Source organism: Mesorhizobium sp. B3-1-6 (genome assembly GCF_006439555.1).
Lineage (GTDB): Bacteria > Pseudomonadota > Alphaproteobacteria > Rhizobiales > Rhizobiaceae > Mesorhizobium.
Map to the genome: position 1 here is coordinate 19,175 of NZ_VFTM01000042.1, position 19,862 is coordinate 39,036.

20 protein-coding genes are annotated in these 19,862 nt (G+C 64.0%); 8 read left to right on the forward strand and 12 right to left on the reverse strand.

Annotation, left to right across the window (positions count from 1 at the left end):
• The first annotated feature begins 188 nt into the window (after positions 1-188).
• The 3 genes from FJ414_RS27925 to FJ414_RS27935 all read left to right on the forward strand — a co-directional run bounded on the left by FJ414_RS27925 (position 189) and on the right by FJ414_RS27935 (position 4,021).
• Entirely contained in the window at positions 189-1,121 is a 933-nt protein-coding gene (locus FJ414_RS27925) for an alpha/beta hydrolase (protein WP_140647589.1), read from the forward strand.
• Positions 1,122-1,202: 81 nt separating this feature from the next.
• Positions 1,203-2,375 carry a CaiB/BaiF CoA-transferase family protein gene (locus FJ414_RS27930; RefSeq protein ID WP_140647590.1) on the forward strand — a complete coding sequence of 391 codons (1,173 nt, stop codon included), beginning with the start codon at positions 1,203-1,205 and terminating at the stop codon, positions 2,373-2,375.
• On the forward strand, positions 2,372-4,021 hold the full coding sequence (locus FJ414_RS27935; RefSeq protein WP_140647591.1) for a thiamine pyrophosphate-binding protein: 1,650 nt from the start codon (positions 2,372-2,374) through the stop codon (positions 4,019-4,021). The genes FJ414_RS27930 and FJ414_RS27935 overlap by 4 nt, the downstream gene beginning before the upstream one ends.
• Positions 4,022-4,079: 58 nt before the next feature.
• Here the strand turns inward: FJ414_RS27935 and FJ414_RS27940 are convergent, their stop codons facing one another.
• The 5 genes from FJ414_RS27940 to FJ414_RS27965 form a co-directional block, all read right to left on the reverse strand.
• A complete protein-coding gene (locus FJ414_RS27940) occupies positions 4,080-4,517 on the reverse strand; it encodes a CHRD domain-containing protein (protein ID WP_140647592.1) in 438 nt (145 codons plus the stop codon).
• 168 nt (positions 4,518-4,685) lie between these two features.
• The gene (locus FJ414_RS27945; protein WP_140647593.1) at positions 4,686-5,657 is read right to left on the reverse strand and encodes an ABC transporter substrate-binding protein; all 972 of its coding nucleotides are present in this window, start codon (positions 5,655-5,657) and stop codon (positions 4,686-4,688) included.
• A gap of 39 nt (positions 5,658-5,696) precedes the next feature.
• Positions 5,697-6,851 (reverse strand): ABC transporter permease, encoded by a 1,155-nt coding sequence (locus FJ414_RS27950; RefSeq protein WP_140647594.1) that lies wholly within the window; start codon positions 6,849-6,851, stop codon positions 5,697-5,699.
• Positions 6,848-7,726: an ABC transporter permease gene (locus tag FJ414_RS27955; RefSeq protein ID WP_140647595.1), complete on the reverse strand. Its 879-nt coding sequence runs from the start codon at positions 7,724-7,726 to the stop codon at positions 6,848-6,850. The genes FJ414_RS27950 and FJ414_RS27955 overlap by 4 nt, the downstream gene beginning before the upstream one ends.
• Positions 7,727-8,118: 392 nt before the next feature.
• Entirely contained in the window at positions 8,119-8,910 is a 792-nt protein-coding gene (locus tag FJ414_RS27965) for an ABC transporter ATP-binding protein (RefSeq protein ID WP_140647597.1), read from the reverse strand.
• A 113-nt stretch (positions 8,911-9,023) separates the two neighbouring features.
• Here FJ414_RS27965 and FJ414_RS27970 point away from each other — a divergent pair, with 113 nt between their 5' ends.
• Positions 9,024-9,434: a cupin domain-containing protein gene (locus FJ414_RS27970; protein WP_181175451.1), complete on the forward strand. Its 411-nt coding sequence runs from the start codon at positions 9,024-9,026 to the stop codon at positions 9,432-9,434.
• Positions 9,435-9,451: 17 nt separating this feature from the next.
• On the opposite strand, the gene FJ414_RS27975 is transcribed toward FJ414_RS27970, so the two are convergent.
• The 3 genes from FJ414_RS27975 to FJ414_RS27985 all read right to left on the reverse strand — a co-directional run bounded on the left by FJ414_RS27975 (position 9,452) and on the right by FJ414_RS27985 (position 12,698).
• Positions 9,452-9,829: a hypothetical protein gene (locus FJ414_RS27975; protein WP_140647599.1), complete on the reverse strand. Its 378-nt coding sequence runs from the start codon at positions 9,827-9,829 to the stop codon at positions 9,452-9,454.
• 2 nt (positions 9,830-9,831) lie between these two features.
• Entirely contained in the window at positions 9,832-11,283 is a 1,452-nt protein-coding gene (gene hydA / locus FJ414_RS27980) for a dihydropyrimidinase (RefSeq protein ID WP_140647600.1), read from the reverse strand.
• 164 nt (positions 11,284-11,447) lie between these two features.
• A complete protein-coding gene (locus FJ414_RS27985; RefSeq protein WP_140647601.1) occupies positions 11,448-12,698 on the reverse strand; it encodes a Zn-dependent hydrolase in 1,251 nt (416 codons plus the stop codon).
• Positions 12,699-12,819: 121 nt separating this feature from the next.
• Here FJ414_RS27985 and FJ414_RS27990 point away from each other — a divergent pair, with 121 nt between their 5' ends.
• Positions 12,820-13,458 carry a TetR/AcrR family transcriptional regulator gene (locus FJ414_RS27990; RefSeq protein WP_140647602.1) on the forward strand — a complete coding sequence of 213 codons (639 nt, stop codon included), beginning with the start codon at positions 12,820-12,822 and terminating at the stop codon, positions 13,456-13,458.
• Between the two features lie 92 nt (positions 13,459-13,550).
• Here FJ414_RS27990 and FJ414_RS27995 read toward each other — a convergent pair whose 3' ends face one another.
• Positions 13,551-14,879, reverse strand: coding sequence for an aspartate aminotransferase family protein (locus FJ414_RS27995; protein WP_140647603.1), 1,329 nt, complete (start codon positions 14,877-14,879; stop codon positions 13,551-13,553).
• A gap of 227 nt (positions 14,880-15,106) precedes the next feature.
• Here FJ414_RS27995 and FJ414_RS28000 point away from each other — a divergent pair, with 227 nt between their 5' ends.
• On the forward strand, positions 15,107-15,748 hold the full coding sequence (locus FJ414_RS28000; protein ID WP_140647604.1) for a TetR family transcriptional regulator C-terminal domain-containing protein: 642 nt from the start codon (positions 15,107-15,109) through the stop codon (positions 15,746-15,748).
• 303 nt (positions 15,749-16,051) lie between these two features.
• On the opposite strand, the gene FJ414_RS28005 is transcribed toward FJ414_RS28000, so the two are convergent.
• On the reverse strand, positions 16,052-16,924 hold the full coding sequence (locus FJ414_RS28005; RefSeq protein ID WP_140647605.1) for a helix-turn-helix transcriptional regulator: 873 nt from the start codon (positions 16,922-16,924) through the stop codon (positions 16,052-16,054).
• Between the two features lie 103 nt (positions 16,925-17,027).
• On the opposite strand from FJ414_RS28005, the gene FJ414_RS28010 reads away from it, so the two are divergent.
• On the forward strand, positions 17,028-17,873 hold the full coding sequence (locus tag FJ414_RS28010; RefSeq protein ID WP_140647606.1) for an SDR family oxidoreductase: 846 nt from the start codon (positions 17,028-17,030) through the stop codon (positions 17,871-17,873).
• Complete coding sequence (locus tag FJ414_RS28015) at positions 17,870-18,592, forward strand: SDR family oxidoreductase (RefSeq protein WP_140647607.1); 723 nt, start codon at positions 17,870-17,872, stop codon at positions 18,590-18,592. Before FJ414_RS28010 ends, FJ414_RS28015 begins: the two co-directional genes overlap by 4 nt.
• Before the next feature lie 255 nt (positions 18,593-18,847).
• Here FJ414_RS28015 and FJ414_RS28025 read toward each other — a convergent pair whose 3' ends face one another.
• Together FJ414_RS28025 and FJ414_RS28030 are read right to left on the reverse strand one after the other, a co-directional pair.
• Positions 18,848-19,306, reverse strand: coding sequence for a carboxymuconolactone decarboxylase family protein (locus FJ414_RS28025; RefSeq protein ID WP_140647608.1), 459 nt, complete (start codon positions 19,304-19,306; stop codon positions 18,848-18,850).
• A gap of 28 nt (positions 19,307-19,334) precedes the next feature.
• Complete coding sequence (locus FJ414_RS28030; RefSeq protein ID WP_140647609.1) at positions 19,335-19,853, reverse strand: Rrf2 family transcriptional regulator; 519 nt, start codon at positions 19,851-19,853, stop codon at positions 19,335-19,337.
• Between the last annotated feature and the right edge of the window lie 9 nt (positions 19,854-19,862).

A 19,862-nucleotide genomic window follows, 5' to 3' on the forward strand; every position in this document is an offset into this window, starting at 1 on the left:
GTCAGAATTGCGATCTTTTTCGTCGCGCGAAAAAACTATCCCCAGCTGAGCGCTTGCAATCCGCGCGCCCGCAAGCTGCCCGATCGCCTTGGCGATGTGACGGATTGCCGACGTAGCATCTCGGCAAGCGCGCTCATCCTCTTGACGCCGGCAAACGCCTCGCCCAACAGTCGCCGAGGGAGCGAGACATGCCATTCGACAAGCAGATGAGGCTGGCTTCACCGACCGGGGCCGAGCTCAACCTTTATGTGAAAGAAGCCGCCGGAAATCCCCGCGCCGTGGTCCAGATCAACCATGGCCTGGCCGAACATGCGGCGCGTTACGCCCGCTTTGCCGATTTCCTGGGGCCGCGCGGATTCCACGTCTATGCCCACGACCATCGTGGCCATGGCGCGACGAAGGCTCCCGGCGCGCCGCTCGGCAAATTCGCCGACGGCGACGGCATCGCCAAGGTGATCGCCGACGTCGATGCCGTTCACGACCTGATCGCGGCCGAGCATCCGGGATTGCCGGTCATCATCTTCGGCCATTCGCTCGGCGCCTCGGTCGCGCTGAACTTCGTCCTGCGCCACTCCGAGCGTGTCCATGCCGCCGCGATCTGGAACGGCAATTTCTCGCAAGGCCTGCTCGGGCAATTGGCGCTGCTCATCCTCGGCTGGGAGCGGATGCGGCTGGGTTCCGACGTGCCGTCTCGCCTTTTGCCCAAGCTCACGTTCCAGGCCTGGGGCAAGGCGGTGCCCGACCACCGGACCTTGTTCGACTGGCTGTCGCGCGACCCGGTCGAGGTCGACAAATATGTCGCCGACCCGCTCTGCGGCTGGGATGCGTCGGTCTCGATGTGGCGCGATGTGGTCGACATGGCGGTTCATGGCGGCAAGGACCAGAGCTTTGCCGGCGTCCGGCGCGATCTCTTCGTCAACCTTGTCGGCGGCGAGAAAGACCCCGCGTCGGACTACGGCAAGGCCGTCAATCACCTGGCAAAGCGCATGCGGGCATTGGGCTTTTCGAATCTGGTTTCAAAGGTTTATCCGGAAACCCGCCATGAAAGCCTGAACGAGATCAACCGCGACTCCGTCATGAATGATTTCGCCGCTTGGGCCGACGGCGTGCTGAAATCCTGATCCGGCGTGGCCTATCGTATGGGTCGTGACACGGCCGGTGCGTGTTGCTAGAGCCTGCGTTTCGTTAGAACACGGTGATCCATGACCGCCCCTCCGCTGAAAGGCATCCGCGTTATCGAACTTGCCCGCATCCTGGCCGGTCCCTGGGCCGGGCAATTGCTGGCCGATCTCGGCGCCGATGTCATCAAGGTCGAGAGCCCTGACGGGGGCGACGATACCCGCAAATGGGGTCCGCCATTCGTCATGAGCCATGACGGCGAAAACCTTTCGGCCGCTTATTATCACTCCTGCAATCGCGGCAAACGCTCTATCGCCGTCGATTTCTCCAAGCCCGAGGGCGCCGAGACGCTGCGCAGGCTGATCGCCACAGCCGACGTGCTGATCGAAAACTTCAAGCTCGGCGGCCTGAAGAAATACGGCCTCGACTACGAAAACCTGAAGGCGATCAATCCGCGGCTTGTCTATTGCTCGATCACAGGCTTCGGCCAGGATGGACCCTACGCGCCCCGCGCGGGTTACGATTTCATCATCCAGGCCATGGCCGGCATGATGTCGATCACCGGCGAGCCCGGCCGTGAGCCCCAGAAGGCCGGCGTCGCCATCTCGGATCTCTTCACCGGCCTCTATTCGGTGATCGCCATCCAGGCAGCACTTCGCCATGCCGAAAAGACCGGCGAGGGCCAGCATGTCGACATGGCGCTCTACGACAGCCAGATTTCGGCCCTCGGCAACCAGAACCTCAACTATCTGGTCTCGGGCAAGTCGCCGGTGCAGATGGGCAATGCGCATATGAACATCGCCCCCTACGAAGTCCTGCCGGTGAGGGACGGCCACATCATCCTCGCGGTCGGCAATGACGGGCAGTTCGGCAAGTTCTGCGCCGCCGTCGGCATCGCCGATCTGCCCGCCAATCCGGATTTCGCCACCAACCCTGCCCGCGTCGCCAACCGCGTGAAGCTGCGCGAGCGGATCGTCGAGACGCTGGCGGCGTTCGATCGCGATCCGTTGCTGGCGAAGCTGGAAGCCGCCGGCGTGCCGGCGAGCCCGATCAACACGATCGGCCAGATGTTCGCCGATCCGCAGACCATCGCGCGCGGCATGCGGCTCGACCTCGACGATGGCCACGGCAATCGCCTGCCCTCGGTGCGCGCGCCGATGGTGATGTCGGGCACGCCGCTCGTCTATGAGCGCCCTTCGCCGCGCCTTGGCGAGCACACGGACGAAATCCTTGCCGAACTGGAGAGAGCAAAATGAAGACCGGCGGACAACTGATCGTCGAGGCGCTGGAAGCCAACGGCACCGACCGCATCTTCTGCGTTCCGGGCGAATCCTATCTCGCGGTGCTCGACGCGCTGCATGACTCTTCGATCCGCACCATCGTCTGCCGCCAGGAAGGGGGTGCCGCGATGATGGCCGACTGCCAGGGACGGCTGACCGGCAAGGCCGGCATCTGCTTCGTCACTCGCGGCCCCGGCGCGACCAATGCCTCGGCCGGTATCCACATCGCCATGCAGGATTCGGTGCCGCTGATCATGTTCATCGGCCAGGTCGCCAGCCACGCCAAGGAGCGCGAGGCGTTCCAGGAGGTCGACTACAAGCGCTTCTTCGGCGACATCGCCAAATGGGTGGTCGAGATCGACGATGCCGCGCGCATCCCCGAATTCGTCACCCGCGCCTTCGCGGTCGCGACCTCCGGCCGCCCGGGCCCGGTGGTCATCTCGCTGCCGGAAGACATGCTGACCAGCGAGGTCGAGGCTCCGGAAGCGCTGCCGCACACGCCTGTCGAGACGCGTCCAGGTAAGGACGAGCTCGATGCGCTGGAGATGTTGCTGAGCAATGCCAAGCGTCCTTTCGTCATTCTGGGCGGCACGCGCTGGAACGAGGAAGCGGTGGCGCATATGCGCACGATCGCGGAGACCTGGTCGCTGCCGGTCGGCTGCTCCTTCCGCCGCCAGATGCTGTTCGACCATCTCCATCCAAACTACGCCGGCGATGTCGGCATCGGCATCAATCCGAAGCTGGCGGAGCGGATCAAGCAGGCCGATGTCGTGCTCTTGCTCGGTGGCCGCCTGGGCGAGATGCCGTCTTCCGACTACACGCTGCTGAAGAGCCCCTACCCCGACCAGGCGCTGGTGCATGTCCATGCCGATGCCGGCGAACTCGGCCGCGTCTACCGGCCGACAGTGGCGATCAACGCTTCGCCCGCCGCCTTCGTCGAGGCTTTCGCCAAGCGCAGGCCAACGGCCAAGCCCAGCTGGGCGGCCGAGACGGAAAATGCGCACGCCGCCTATCTCGAATGGTCAACGCCGCCGCAGACCGGTCCGGGCGCCGTCCAGATGGGCCCGATCATAGACTATCTGGGAAAGGTTCTGCCGGAGGATGCAATCCTCACCAACGGCGCCGGCAACTACGCCACCTGGGTGCATCGCTTCTACCGCTCCCGCCGCTTCGGCACGCAAGCCGCGCCCACGTCCGGCTCGATGGGCTACGGCACGCCGGCCGCGGTCGCGGCCAAATCGCTGTTCCCGGATCGCACCGTGGTTGCCTTCGCCGGCGACGGCTGCTTTCTGATGAACGGCCAGGAGTTCGCGACAGCTGTTCAGTATGATCTGCCGATCATCGTGATCGTCGTCAACAACGGCATTTACGGCACGATCCGCATGCATCAGGAGCGGGAGTATCCAAGCCGCGTCGTCGCCACAGATCTCAAGAACCCCGACTTCGCGGCGCTGGCCCGCGCCTATGGCGGCCATGGCGAAACGGTCGAAAAGACCGCCGACTTCGCGCCCGCCTTCGAGCGCGCGCGCGCCAGCGGCAAGCCGGCGATCGTCGAGATCAAGCTCGATCCCGAGGCGATCACGCCGACCCGCACGCTGACGCAAATCCGTGAGAAGAGCTGAGGCAGCCTTTCTGCCGGCTGCACGACAAAAGGGGCGCTAAACCGCCCCTTTTTCGTCTTCACATCGCCTTCTCGATCTGGCCGCGGATCTCGCCGTCCTTGTTCTTGGCGGTGTGGACGTTGACGTAGTATTTGCCGGCCTCGAGGTCGGCTGCCTGCGCGTCGGTCAGCGTCGCCGACCCCTTGATCGGGCTCTTCAGCTTCTTGAACGGGATCACCGGATCCGCGTTCGCGCCCATGTCTGCCGGTCCGTGGATGTGGGCGGCCACGGCAGGCCCGCTGAGGCCGGAATATTTGACGTTCCAGCTGAGCTTCTTGCTTGTGCTGTCGAAGGTGAATGTGGCGGTTCCCTTGCCCTTGGTGGTCACGGGCGGGCTCTGCTGGCTGCCGTCGAGCGTCGCCTTGAACTTCATCGTCTCGGACATGGCCGGCCATGCGAGGAGAAAGGCGGTCGAGACGGCTAAAGCCGAAAGCATCGGCACGAATAGGATGCGCATGAGAACCTCCGTTGGTTGCAGCATCCAGCACGGCTCCCCGGCGCGCGGATGCATCAATGCAACGGTTGGGTGCCCGGATGTATCCCGGCACACAATTATTTTACCGCGACCCCAAAGAAAAAGGGGCGGTCGCCCGCCCCTTTCCAGCTTCCGCGTCGAGAACGGAGCTTACTTGATCGCCTTGTCGGTGATCGCGGTCGTGTAGGCGCCGCTCGCCTCCTTGCTGATGATCTTCTGGTCGAGCAGCGCCTTGGCGGTGCGCTCGTAAGCGGCCGGGATCAGCTTGCCGTCGGCATTGTCGATCAGCTTGGCCACTTCCTTCATCATGAACTTCTGGTGGTTCTCGTCCTGGCCGCCGGCGTCGACGACGATGCCAGCCGCCTCCTCGGTGTTCTCCGTGGCGTATTTCCAACCCTTCATCGAGGCGCGCACGAAGCGCACCATCTTGTCCTCGAAGGCCGGATCCTTGAGCTTGTCCTCGAGCGTGTAGAGCCCGTCCTCCAACAGGTCGTTGCCCATGGCGGAGTAGTTGAAGACGGTGAGGTCTTCCGGCTTGTAGCCGGCGTCCAGCACCTGGCCGTATTCGTTATAGGTCATCACCGAGATGCAGTCGGCCTGTTTCTGGATCAGCGGCTGCACGTCGAAGCTCTGCTTGAGCACGGTGACGCCGTCAGGGCCGCCATCGGTCTTGAGGCCGATCTTGTTCATCCAGGCGTAGAACGGATATTCGTTGCCGAAGAACCAGACGCCGAGCGTGTGGCCCTTGAAGTCGGCTTCCGTCTTGATCGGTCCATCCTTGGGGCAGACCAGTTCCATGCCCGCCTTCTTGAACGGCTGGGCGATGTTGACGAGCATCACGCCCTTGTCGCGGGCGGCGAGTGCCCCGCCCATCCAGTCGACGATGACGTCGGCGCCGCCGCCGGCGATCACCTGCTCGGGCGCGATGTCGGGACCGCCCGGCTTGATGTCGACGTCGAGGCCTTCGGCATCGTAGAAGCCCTTGGCCTTGGCGACATAATAGCCGGCGAACTGGGCCTGCGTGACCCATTTCAATTGCAGTGTCACCTTGTCGGCGGCCATCGCCTGGAAGGCGGCCAGCGACATGGCGCCGGCCAAAGCAGAAATCAGCAGTCTTTTCATGTTATTACCCTCTGAAGTTAGCACCCAAACCCACCGCCCCTATCCACCTCGGACAGAGGGATGCCAAAACGTGACGGCTCTCTCGATGAGAGCGACCACGCCATAAAAGACCGAACCCGCAAGTGCTGCAACTGCGATTTCGGCCCACACCATGTCGATGTTCATCCGCCCGACTTCCGTCGAGATGCGGAATCCCATGCCGACCACGGGCGTCCCGAAGAACTCCGCGACGATGGCGCCGATCAGCGCCAGTGTCGAGTTGATCTTCAGCGCATTGAAGATGAACGGCATCGCGGCCGGCAGCCTGAGCTTGAGCAAGGTCGGCCAATAGCCCGATGCATAAGTGCGCATCAGGTCGCGTTCCATATGCCCGGATGCGGCCAGCCCGGCGACCGTGTTCACCAGCATCGGGAAGAAGGTCATGATGATGACGACCGCGGCCTTGGACGGCCAGTCGAAGCCGAACCACATGACCATGATCGGCGCGACGCCGATGATCGGCAGCGCCGAAACCATATTGCCGATCGGCAGCAGGCCGTGCCGCAGGAACGGCACGCGGTCGGCGAGGATGGCGACGATAAAGCCGGCGAGGTTGCCGACGACATAGCCTATCAGCACCGCCTTGAAGATCGTCTGGCGCACGTCCGACCCCAGGATCGGCAGCGAGTTGGCGATACGCGCCCCGATGGCGCTGGGCGGCGGCAAGAGGATGAAGGGGACGCCGGCGCCGCGCGTCACCGCTTCCCAGATGATCAGGATCCAGGCGCCGAAGATCGCCGGGATGATCAGGCGCAGCGCCGTCTTCGCCCAGCCCTGCGTGGGGCGTAACGACGACAGCAAGGCGACACAGCGCCAGGCAAGCAGCCAGGCGGCGGCAAGCAGCAGGAAATACGGCGCCAGCGCGGTGCCTTCGAACCCGGCTATGCCCTTGATCAAGAGCCAGGCTGCGGCATGCGCGCCGACAAAGAGTACGATCGCCTCCACGACTGGCGTCAGCGTTGCGAGCGAGACCAGTGCCGCGATGAGCAACAGCCCGATGATCAGCCCTCTCGCGCCCATATAGGGATAGGCCAGCGTTGCGGCCGGCTCCGCCAGCGCGGCTGCTTCCGGCTTCGACATTGCGCCGAGCGCGAAGGCGATGAGGCACAGCGCGATCGCCAGCACCGGTTGCCAGGACGGTTTCAACCAGCTCATGCCGGCCTCCCGCCCATGGCCCGGTCGACGAGGCGTCCGGCAATGCCGACGACCATCACCAGCAGTGCCGCGACGATCGAGCCCGCGACCAGGGCTGACCAGATATCGATGGTCTGGCTGTAATAGGCGCCGGCGAGCAGCTTCGCGCCGATACCGGCGACCGCTCCGGTCGGCAGTTCGCCGACGATGGCCCCGACAAGGCTTGCCGCCACCGCCACCTTCATCGAGGTGAACAGGAACGGCACCGAGGCCGGCACGCGCAGCTTCCAGAATGTCTGCGAGGCGCTGGCGTTATAGGTATGCATGAGATCGAGATGCATGAGCTCGGGGGAGCGCAGGCCCTTCACCATGCCGACGGCGACCGGGAAGAACGACAGATAGGTCGAGATCAGCGCCTTGGGGATCAGGCCGGTGATGCCGATCGCCGCCAGCACCACGATGATCATTGGCGCCACCGCCAGGATCGGAATGGTCTGCGAAGCGATGATCCAGGGCATCAGGCTGCGGTCGAGCGTCGCCACATGCACGATACCCACCGCAATGACGATGCCGAGCGCCGTGCCGAAGGCAAAGCCGAGCAGCGTCGAGGACAGTGTCACCCAGGCGTTGTAAACCAGGCTGCGGTTCGAGGTGACGGATCGCAAAAAGGTGTTTTCGAAGAAATTCACCGCCACCTGGTGCGGCGCCGGCAGCGTCGGCTTCGGCTGCGACAACGTCTTGCCGATGAACTCGACGGTGCCGGGCGTCGCCTTGGCTCGGCGATCGAGGTCGCGCTGGAACGGCGCGTTGAGGATGACGGCAAAGACATACCAGAGGATTACCGCGCCGGCGAGGATGGTGGTGACGGGGATGACTTTCGAGCGGAAGCTATCCATTCACGGCGCCTCGCGGGCCACACGCCTTCGTCATCCTAGGGCGGAGCAAGGAGCGAAGCGACGCGGCGCAGACCCTAGGATCCATGCCGTTACCCCTCCGCTCCGCAACGGTGCGGAACAAGGCACCTTTCGCCCTGCGGCGTTTAGCGGCCATTCTGCATCGTTTTGACCCTTCGACCAGCGTCACGGAATGGATCCCAGGGTCTGCGCTCCGCTTCGCGTCGCTACGCCCTAGAATGACGAAATCGCGATGGCCGGCTTCCTTGACATGCGCGGTGGCGTGCCTGCTCCGCCCTAGGATGACGAAGGCGCGGTTGCGCGCCCCCTCATCCGACCTCCGCTTCGCTCCGGCCACCCTCTCCCCGTGGGGGAGAGGAGGAAACTCGTCCCCCTCAATCATCATAGCTGTGCCCCGCCCTCAAGCCGTCACGCACGCGGGCAGCAATCGCCAAAAACTCCGGCGTCTCGCGGATGTCGAGCGGCCGCTTCCTCGGCAGCGTCGATTCGATGACGTCGGTGACGCGGCCGGGCCGCGGCGACATCACGACGATGCGCGTCGAGAGATACACAGCCTCGGGGATCGAATGGGTCACGAAGCAGATCGTCTTGTTGGTGCGCTCCCATAGTTCCAGAAGCTGTTCGTTCAGATGGTCGCGCACGATCTCGTCCAGCGCGCCGAACGGCTCGTCCATCAAAAGCAGGTCGGCATCGAAGGCGAGCGCGCGTGCGATCGAGGCGCGCTGCTGCATGCCGCCGGAAAGCTGCCAGGGATATTTCTTCTCGAAGCCCGAGAGGTTGACCAGTTCCATCGTGCGCTTGATGCGCTCGGCCTGCTCGGACTGGCTGAGCCCGATGATCTCCAGCGGCAGCGCCACATTGCGCTCGATGGTGCGCCACGGGAACAGGGCCGCCGCCTGGAACACATAGCCATAGGCGCGTTTCTCGCGCGCCTGCTCTGGCGTCATGCCATTGACGGAGATCGCGCCCGAGGTTGCCTTCTCCAGGTCGGCGATGACGCGCAGCAAGGTGGTCTTGCCGCAGCCCGACGGCCCGATGAAGGAGACGAATTCGCCCTTGCCGATGGTCAGATCGACGTTGGACAGCGCCTGCACCGGACCGTCATTGGTCTGGAAGGTGAGGCCGAGCTTGCTTGCCGAAACGACGGCTGGCGGCTGTTCGGTCATTGGCTGCAGCCTGTCTTTCGCAGCCGCTGCCGTACTGTCCGCAATCCGGTTGATTTTATGATAGCGTTGCTTTCCACTCGTCCTGTCCCACCCGATCGACGCCGCCCGGAGCCTTGCCGATGTCGCCTAAACCCACCTGTCGTCTCGTTCGCCCCGAAAGCACCTATCAGGGCAAGCAGGGGCTGAGCTATTTCGCCGGCATCGCCGCCGAAACCGTCGGCTCGTCCGGCATCTGCATGCATCTTCTCACCATGCCGCCCGGCGCCCGCGCCAAGGCGCATATGCATGAAAGCCACGAGACGGCCATCTATGTGCTCTCGGGCGAAGTCCACACCTGGTACGGCGACCGGCTCGAGCATCATATCGTCGTCAAGGCCGGCGACCTGTTCTACATTCCGGCGGGAGTGCCGCATCTGCCGGCCAATCTGAGCAACGCCCCGTCCTCGGCCGTCATTGCCCGCACCGATCCCAACGAGCAGGAAAGCGTCGTCCTGCTGCCGGAACTGGATGCTCTGGTTGCCTGAGGCTGGTGGGGCCGCCGTTACTTGCATCGCGCGACTTCGCCCATCACATTGCCGTCTTCGTCGGCCACCACCAGCTTCTTCGCGTTCTTCGCGCTGCGCTTGATGGTGAACTTGGCCGGCGCCTGTCCCTCTTCGCCTTCAGCCTCGCATTTTGCCGTCACCACGAGCGATCCATCAGCCTGCGCTTGGCTGTCGCTGAAGGTGCAGGCGCTGGCCGCCGTGATCAGTTCCTTGTCGGTCAAAAGCAGCATCTTGTCGGCGGCGACTTCCTGCCTGTTCCGGTTGATGCAGCCATATTTGTCGCCATAAGGCTTGGACAGGTCGATGCCCGCGGCCTGGGCATGGCCAGCGGCCAGCATCGCGGCCGCCGCCAGGAGCAGGTAAGGAGCCCGCATGGTCAGACCCCGGTGGCCGGGATGCCGGTACGCTCCACCTTGCGCGGCGCGGAGATCTCCTTCCAGGTCGACAGCGCCCGGTTGACCGCGGCGTTCGGCTCGCGGGCGACGAACTCGCCATGGCCGGCCTTGGCCTTGACGTCCGCCTCCTCGATCGACAATTCGCCGCGCGAGAAGACGAAGCGCGGCAGGCCCGTCACCTCGACGCCCTCGAAGACATTGTAGTCGATCACCGACTGCTGCTTCTTGGCCGAGATCGTCTTCTTGCGCTTCGGATCCCAGACGATGATGTCGGCATCGGCGCCTTCGACGATCGCGCCCTTCTTCGGATACATGTTGAGGATCTTGGCGATGTTGGTCGAGGTCACCGCGACGAACTCGTTCATCGTCAGCCGTCCGGTGTTGACGCCTCTCGTCCACAGAACCGGCAAGCGGTCCTCGAGCCCGCCGGTGCCGTTCGGGATCTTGGTGAAGTCGCCGACGCCGTTGCGCTTCTGCTTGGTGGTGAAGGCGCAATGGTCGGTCGCCACCACTTGCAGCGATCCGGCCTGCAGGCCGGCCCACAGCGAATCCTGATGCAGCTTGTTGCGGAAGGGCGGGCTCATCACGCGGCGCGCCGCGTGGTCCCAGTCCTTGTCGAAATACTCGCTCTCGTCGAGCGTCAGGTGCTGGATCAGCGGCTCGCCGAACACCCGCATGCCCTTCTGGCGCGCGCGGCGGATCGCCTCGTGGCTCTGCTCGCAGGAGACATGCACGACATAGAGCGGCACGCCCGCCATGTCGGCGATCATGATGGCGCGATTTGTCGCCTCGCCTTCCACTTCAGGCGGACGCGAATAGGCATGGCCTTCGGGGCCGTTGTTGCCGGCGGCAAGCAGCTTTTGCGACAGTGCGGCGACCACGTCGCCGTTCTCGGCATGAACCAGCGGCAGCGCGCCGAGATCGGCGCAGCGCTGGAACGACGAATACATCTCGTCGTCATCGACCATCAGCGCTCCCTTATAGGCCATGAAGTGCTTGAACGAGGTGATGCCCCGGTCGACCACTTGAGCCATCTCGTCGAACACCTGCTTGCCCCACCAGGTGATCGCCATGTGGAAGGAATAGTCGCACGATGCCTTGGAGGTCTTGTTGTCCCACATCTGCAGCGCTTCCAAGAGCGACTGCTGCGGCGCGGGCAGGCAGAAATCGACCACCATCGTCGTGCCGCCGGAAAGCGCCGCGCGCGTGCCGGACTCGAAATCGTCTGCCGAATAGGTGCCCATGAACGGCATTTCGAGATGGGTGTGCGGATCGATACCGCCCGGCATGACATAGCAGCCCGTGGCGTCGAACTCGTGGTCGCCATGCAGGTTCGAGCCGATGGCGACGATCTTGCCGTGCTGCATCAGCACGTCGGCCTTCCACGTACGGTCGGCGGTGACGACGGTGCCGTTCCGGATCACTTTGGTCATATCTGTTCCCCTGTTCTTTCGCGCTTCTTTGCGAGCGGCGTTGCGAGGTGATTGGTCTAGAGCAATTTCAGGAAAAGTGTGAAGCGGTTTTCCGTCCGAAATTGCGTTAAAACAAAGAGATAGAGCAATCGCCGTTTCCGTGAAACGGCGATTGCTCTAGTCGGTCACTCCACGATTCCCGCCGTTTCCACCACCGCGTGGAACAGCACATCGGCGCCGGCGCTCGCCCATTCCTTGGTGATCTCTTCCGCCTCGTTATGGCTGAGGCCGTCGACGCACGGGCACATCACCATCGCGGTCGGTGCGACCCGATTGATCCAGCAGGCGTCATGGCCGGCGCCGGAGACGATGTTGCGATGCGAATAGCCGAGCCGGTCGGCCGCATCGCGGATTGCTTTCACGCAGTTCTTGTCGAAGGTGACCGGATCGAAATGGCCGACCTGCTCGATTTTGTACTGGATGTCGAGCGCGTCGCAGATCGTGTCGATGCCTTCGCGGATGCGGCCATCCATGGCGTCGAGCACCTCCTTCTCGGGCGAGCGGATGTCGATGGTGAAGACGGTGCGGCCGGCGATGATGTTGCGCGAGTTCGGATAGACTTCCATATGGCCGACCGCGCCGACGGCGTCGGGCTGGTAGTCCATGGCGATCTCGTGCACCAGCTCGATCACGCGCGCCATGCCGAGCCCGGCATTGCGGCGCTTCGGCATCGGCGTCGAGCCGGTATGCGCTTCCTTGCCGGTCAGCGTCACCTGCAGCCATTTGAGGCCCTGCCCATGGGTGACCACGCCGATGTCGATGCCCTCGTCCTCGAGGATCGGTCCCTGCTCGATATGCAATTCGAAGAAGGCGTGGATCTTGCGGTCGCCGACCTTCTCGGTGCCCTTCCAGCCGATGCGTTCGAGCTCCTCGCCGAACTTTTTGCCGTCCTTGTCGACATGCTGGTAGACGTCGGCCTGGTCGAGCACGCCGGCGAACACGCCGGACGCCATCATCGCCGGCGCGAAGCGCGCGCCTTCCTCGTTCGTCCAGTTGGTGACGACGATCGGATGCCTGGTCTTGATGCCGAGGTCGTTGAGCGAACGCACGACCTCCAGCCCGCCCAGAACGCCGAGCACGCCGTCATATTTGCCGCCGGTCGGCTGCGTGTCGAGATGGCTGCCGACATAGACGGGCGGCAGGCTGGGATCGGTGCCCTCGCGGCGGGCGAACATCGTGCCCATCTCGTCGACGCCCATTTCGAGCCCGGCGGCATCGCACCAGCGCTTGAAAAGATGGCGGCCCTCGCCATCCTCGTCGGTCACGGTCTGGCGATTGTTGCCGCCGGCAATGCCGGGGCCGATCTTCGCCATCTCCATGATGGAATCCCACAAACGGTCTGAATTGATTCGCAGATTTTCGCCGGGTGCGGCCATTTGCGGTTCCCATTTTCACCAGGGGTCTTGTCGCCCCTTGAGTGGTTTGCATCCTGACCGTATGGTCAGCTTTCAGACTACACAAGCTGACCAAGCGGTCAACGAGAATCTTGGGGGAGACATGGCCGAAACCACCCGCCCCATGCGGAGACAGGACATAAGGCGGGAGAATGAAAAAGCTATTCTTCTCGCCGCCGAAAAGGTATTCGCGGAGGCCGGGTTCGGCGGCGCCACGATGCAGCTGATCGCCGATCTGGCGGGGCTGCCAAAGGCAAATCTGCACTATTATTTCGCCACCAAGGAAGAGCTCTACCGGTCCGTCGTCCAGAACATTTTCGAGATCTGGCTGCAGGCGGCCAATTGCTTCGACGCGGCGCGCGGCCCGGTTGACGGCATCAGCGCCTATATCGACGCCAAGATGGAAATATCGCGCCGCCACCCGGACGGTTCGAAGGTCTGGGCCTCGGAAGTCATGCACGGCGCGCCGGTGCTTCAGGACTATATGGAATCGACACTGCGCGAATGGACCGACGGCCGCGTCGAGATCATCGGGCGCTGGATCGAGGAGGGCAAGATGGACCCGGTGGACCCGCGCCACCTGCTCTACATGCTCTGGGCCACGACCCAGCACTATGCCGATTTCGGCCACCAGATCGAGACGCTGAACGGCGGCAAGTCGCTCTCCGACCGGCAATGGCGGGAAGCCAAGGAAAACATCAAGCGGGTGATCCTGACGGGCATCGGCGCGCAGCCTGTCTGAATCACACCGAAGGTCGGCGCCACGGCGTCGACCTCAGCCAGCGGCTTTGCGGACAACCTCCCCTCGACGGGGAGGATATCCGCGCCGGCTTGTCAGTCGATCGACCTCAGCACATCGCGAACATGGTCGATCAGTTCGTTGATCTGGCCCTTGGTGATGATCAGCGGCGGCGACAGCGCGATGATGTCGCCGGTGGTGCGGATCAGCGCGCCGCGCTCGAAGGCCTTCACGAAGGCCGAGAAGGCCCGCTTGGTCGGGCTGCCGGCGATCGGCGCCAGTTCGATCGCGCCGATCAGGCCGATGTTGCGGATGTCGATGACATGCGGCTCGCCCTTCAGCGAATGCAGCGCGTCTTCCCAGTAGGGCGCCAGTTCCTCGCCCCGCGTCAGCAGGCCCTCTTCCTTGTAGGTGTCCAGCGTGCCGAGCGCCGCGGCGCAGGCGATCGGATTGCCCGAATAGGTGTAGCCGTGGAAGAACTCGATCATGTGCTCCGGGCCGGTCATGAAGGCGTCGTGGATCTCCTTCTTGACGAACACCGCGCCCATCGGGATGACGCCGTTGGAGACACCCTTGGCGGTCGTCATGATATCCGGCGTGACGCCGAAATAGTCCGCCGCGAACGGCGCGCCGAGACGGCCGAAGCCGGTGATCACTTCATCGAAAATCAACAATATGCCGTGCTTGGTGCAGATTTCCCGAAGCTTCTGCAGATAGCCCTTCGGCGGCAGGATGACGCCGGTGGAGCCGGCGACGGGCTCGACGATGACGGCGGCGATGGTCGAGGCGTCATGCAGGGTGACGAGACGCTCCAGCTCGTTGGCGAGTTCGGCGCCATGCTCGGGCACGCCCTTCGAGAAGGCGTTCTTCTCCGGCAGGTGCGTATGCGGCAGATGGTCGACGCCGCCGAGCAGCGTGCCGAACATCTTGCGGTTGGAGACGATGCCGCCGACCGAGATGCCGCCGAAATTGACGCCGTGATAGCCGCGCTCGCGGCCGATGAGGCGGGTGCGCGAGCCCTCGCCCCTGACCCGGTGATAGGCGATCGCCATCTTCAGCGCCGTCTCGACCGATTCCGAACCGGAATTGGTGAAGAAGACATGGTCCATGCCCTTGGGCGCGATGTCGACCAGGCGGTTCGCCAGTTCGAACACGATCGGGTGGCCCATCTGGAAGGCCGGCGCATAGTCGAGCTCGGCGGCCTGGCTCTGGATCGCCTCGGTGATCTTCGGCCGGCAGTGGCCGGCGTTCACGCACCACAGGCCCGCGGTGCCGTCCAGCACCTTGCGGCCGTCGCTGGTCGTGTAGTGCATGTCCTTGGCGGACACGAACATGCGCGGCGCCTGCTTGAACTGCCGGTTTGCCGTGAACGGCATCCAGAATGCGCTGAGATCGTTCGGCGTGACTTTCAGCCGGTTGGACATGACCAGGACTTCCCCTTGTAAGCGTGTTTCGGTGCGGCCAACGCTTGGTCTTCGCTGCGTTTTCGTGCTACGCAAAATTTTGACCGGTTGGACAAACGTTAGCACCGCCTGTCGGCGGTCAAGGGATTACTAGCGGAAATGCGGCATCGAAATCGCGCTCCACAGCCCAAGGAAAAACTGGTCCAGACAATTGGTCCAGAGAGCCCACGCGAAGACGGCCTGCAAGGATGACGGACACGACGGAAAGCTCCGCTCCCCGCCGCACCCGCATCCAGCAGGAAAAGCGCGAGCTCATCCTGGAAGCCGCGCTCGAAGTCTTCTCCGCCAACGGTTTTCGCGGCTCGACCATCGACCAGATCGCCGAAGCCGCCGGCATGTCGAAGCCGAACCTTCTCTATTACTTCCGCCGCAAGGAAGACATTCACGAGACGTTGATGCAGCGCCTGCTCGACACCTGGCTGGCGCCGCTGCGCGAGCTCGACGACATCGGCGATCCGCTGACGGAGCTCAGAAGCTACATCCGCAGGAAGCTCGAAATGGCGCGCGACTTCCCGCGCGAAAGCCGGCTGTTCGCCAACGAGATCCTGCAGGGTGCGCCGCGCATCAAGCCGATGCTGGAGGGTGAACTGAAGACCCTGGTCGACGAGAAGGCCACCGTCATCAAGGGTTGGATGCGCGCCGGCAAGATCGCCCGCACCGATCCCTGGCACCTGATCTTCTCGATCTGGGCGACGACGCAGCACTATGCCGATTTCGACGTCCAGGTCCGCGCCGTGCTCGGCGCCGACCGCGGCGGCGACGGGCGCTTCGAGGACGCCGCGCGCTTCCTGGAGCAGCTGTTCCTGGATGGGCTGAAGCCGAAGGGCTGACGTCGACAAGTGGCTTAGCAGGTGGGGCCCGTGTGTGTGGCTAACCGTCGTCTGGTTGTTGCTGACCTTGGAGATTGGCCGAGGCGCCCATCACTTCGTCATCCACGGGCGGAGCAAGGAGCGAAGCGACGCGGCGCAGACCCGAGGATCCATTCCGTGACCTCGGAGCGCCGCCACCGTCCAGAATTCTGCTCCGCTGCACCCTTCGATCAAGGTAACGGAATGGATCCTCGGGTCTCCGCGTCCGCTTCGCTCCCGCTCCGCCCGTGGATGACGAAGCTGGGGGGCTGCCGCCAGCCAGCCTCACGCGCTGCGTTTCTGAACCGATTGTGCATCCAACAATTTCTGCAGCTTCGCGACCGAGTTCTGCTCGGCAAGCGGCGTGTAGACGATCAATCGCATGTCCGAGCCGTCGTCGATTGACAGGCTCATATGCTCGAACGTCATGGCGCCGGCGATCGGATGGCGCAGATGCTTCAGGCCGGAGAGCCGATGCACCACATCGCGCTGCGGCCACCACTCGCGGAATTCGGAACTTGAGCGCATCATCAGCGCGATCAGCCGCTCGAAGTCCGGATCGCCGGTGTATTTCGCGCTCTCGGCGCGGAACGCGGCAAGGGTTGCGCGCGCCAGTTGCTCCCAATCCACCAGCAGGTGCCGCCGGTGCGGATCGGTGAAGACACCATGGATGATGTTGCGCGCATCACCCTCCAGCAGGCCGTAATCGCCGAAAATGGCGACGGCCGCGTCGTTCCAGGCCAGCACGTCCCAGCGCGGGCCGACGACATAGGCGGGCTGCAGGACCAGGCTCTGCAGCATGTGCAGCAACGGTCCCTCGACCTTTACCTGTACGATGCGCCGCCGCTCCGGCTGCTGGCGGCCGGCGAGCGTGAACAAATGCCGCTGCTCGGCGCCGTCGAGCCGCAATGCCTGGCAGAGCGCGGTCAGGACCTCGACCGAAGGACGCACGTCCCTGCCCTGCTCAAGCCAGGTATACCAGGTCGTGCCGACGCCGGCGATCATCGCCACTTCCTCGCGCCTCAGCCCGGGCGTGCGCCGCCGCTGACCGGCGGCAATGCCGGTCTCCGAGGGCGAAAGCCGCTCGCGACGGGAACGCAGGAAGGCGCCAAGTTCGCGCCGGCGGTGATCTTCGGGAGAATGGGCGGTGGCATCCATGCATCTATTATAGCAGTACCGATACCAGGATAAAGTTTGAACTGTTTGGGCCTCGCGCGATGTCCCATCTTTCCCTTCAGAGCAGCGCAAGGAGGCTCTGGACATGGAACTCAAGGACAAAACCATTCTCGTCACCGGCTCGACTGACGGCGTCGGCCGCGTGGTCGCCGAGCGGCTCGGCGCGGCCGGCGCGCGCATGCTGGTGCATGGCCGCGACGAAGGCCGCGGCAAGGCGACCGCAGCCGCCATAGAAGCAAAAGGCGGCAAAGCCGAATTTCTCGCAGCCGACCTCGCTTCGCTTGCCGAGGTGCGCCGCCTCGCCGAAGCCGTGCGCGCAAGGACCGACCGGCTCGACATCCTGATCAACAATGCGGGCGTCGGCACCGGCGGCCAGGGCGCGAAGCGGCAGGTCAGCGTTGACGGCTATGAACTGCGCTTCGCCGTCAACTATCTCGCCGGTTTCCTGCTGACCTCGGAACTCTTGCCGCTCATCAAGGCAAGCGCGCCGGCGCGCATCGTCAATGTCGCCTCGGCCGGCCAGCAGGCGATCGACTTCGACGACGTGATGCTGACGCATGGCTACAGCGGCGTGCGCGCCTACTGCCAGAGCAAGCTGGCGCAGATCCTGTTCACCGTCGACCTGGCTCAGCAGCTCGATGGCACGGGCGTCAGCGTCAACGCCTTGCACCCGGCAAGCTACATGGACACCACCATGGTCCGGCAGGCCGGCGTCACGCCGTGGAGCTCTGTCGAGACCGGCGCCGACGCCATCCTCAACCTCGCGACGTCGCCCGCGCTCGAAGGACGCAGCGGCCGCTACTTCGACGGCCAGCGGGAATCGCGCGCCGAGGCCCAGGCCTATGACGAAAAAGCCCGCCGCCGATTGCGGACCTTGAGCCTCGAACTGATCGAGCGTCCATCCTCCAAATCCAAGGAACAACATTCATGAGCGAGACCATCGAACATTGCGTCATCATCGGCGGCTCATCCGGCATCGGCCTTGCCACGGCCAAACGGCTGGTCGGCCCCACGATGAAAGTGACCATCACCGGCCGCAACGAGGAGAAGCTCAAAGGCGCGTGGAAGATCCTTGATGGCACCGTCGGCAAGGCCGCCTTCGACGCGACGAAGCCGGACGAGGTCCGGCATTTCTTCGACGGTCTCGGGCCGTTCGATCACCTGGTCCTCGCCGCGAGCGGCGGCAAGGGATTGGGGCCGTTCGCGACGCTCGACCTCGCCGATATCGGCAGTGGCGTCGAGGAAAAGATCCGGCCGCAATTGTCCTGTCTGCAGGCGGCCCTGCCGACCATGAACAAGGCCGGATCGGTCACCTTCATCTCGGCCGTCTCGGCGCAGATTGCAGCGCCCGGCGTCGCCGGCATCGGCGCCATCAACGGCATGCTGCTCACCGTCGCGCCGATCCTGGCTGTCGAGCTGAAGCCGCTGCGCGTCAACGTCGTGGCGCCCGGCGTCATCGACACGCCCTGGTGGGACTTTTTGCCGGACGATCAGCGGCAGGCGGTGTTTGCCGAATATGCCGGCAAGACACCGGTCGGCCGCATCGGCCGCGCCGAGGACGTCGCCGAGGCGATCGCCTTCCTGGTCTCCAACGGCTTCATGACCGGGCAGGTGCTGACTTGCGACGGTGGTTTGCGCTTTGCGGCGTGAGTGGTGACCAATGCATGTCGCTCAGAAGTGTGCAGCGGTTCTGGGACAACGACATGCATCAAAACAAAGACCTAAAAGCGCGTCGCCTGAATCCGTTCCAGCGCGACGCGCTTAAGGCGAAAATCCGGCGTCAGCGCTGCCCCTCATTGCCCTGCCGGGCATTTCTCCCCGTAGACGGCAGGGCAATGAGGGCAGCGCCGACATCAGCAAATAGCTCGCCGACAACTGAACCGCCCCGCGCGCCGCCCCGTTCGCTCAGGCGGCCTTGGCCCTCTCGACCGGGTGGATGGCGTGGAAGGAGATGCTGAGCCGGTTCCAGGTGTTGATCATGCCGACAGCCACCGTCAGCTTGACCAGTTCCTCCTCGGAGAAATGTTCGAGCGTGCTGGCATAGAGGTCGTCCGGAACGCCGTTCTCCGAAATCTTCGTTACCTTCTCGGTCCAGGCAAGGGCGGCGCGCTCGCGCTCTGAAAACAGCGGCGATTCCTTCCAGGCGGCGACCAGATAGAGCCGCTGCTCGGTCTCGCCGTCGCGCCTCGCCTCGCGGCTGTGCATGTCGACGCAGTAGGAACAGCCATTGATCTGCGAGGCCCTGAGCTTGACCAGATGCATCAGGCTTTCTTCCAGCCCGCACTCGTCGACCGCCTTGTTGAGCGCCGTGACCGCCTTCAGAAGCTCCGGAGCCTTGGCGTAGAATTGCAATCTCTGTTTCATCGTCTTTCCTTCCAGGTTTTGGGTGGGTCTATATCTGTTTGGATGAAGCGGATTTCTGCGGCCGCTGGTGCCGCTCGACGAAGGCGCAACTCGCGGCATAGGATCGCGGATCGCCTTCGGCCGCATACTCCGCCACGATGTCGGAAATCTTCACTTCGGCGAGCGCTGCCCGATAGGCGCGCTCGGCCTTCAGCATCGCGGCATTGATGCCGCAGGGTTTGACATAGGCCGAGGCATCGATCTTGACCGGGGCACGCTGGCGTATCTCGCCGCAGCGGAACGCCGGCTCCCGTCCCTCGACGGCCAGCACGACGTCGAGCAGCGTGATCTGTTCCGCCGCCCGCGCCAGCCGATAGCCGCCCGCCGGCCCTGGCACCGATTCCAGGATGCGCGCCGCTGTGAGCTGATTGAGATGTTTCAGGAGATAGCTCGACGACAGCCCGAAGCACTCCGCGAGCGCGGCGCCAGGCATGGTGCTGTTGCCATCGACGCTGGCCAGCGTCGCCGCGCAATGGATGGCCGCCTCAACGCCCTCGCCCAGCTTCATCGTGCCGAT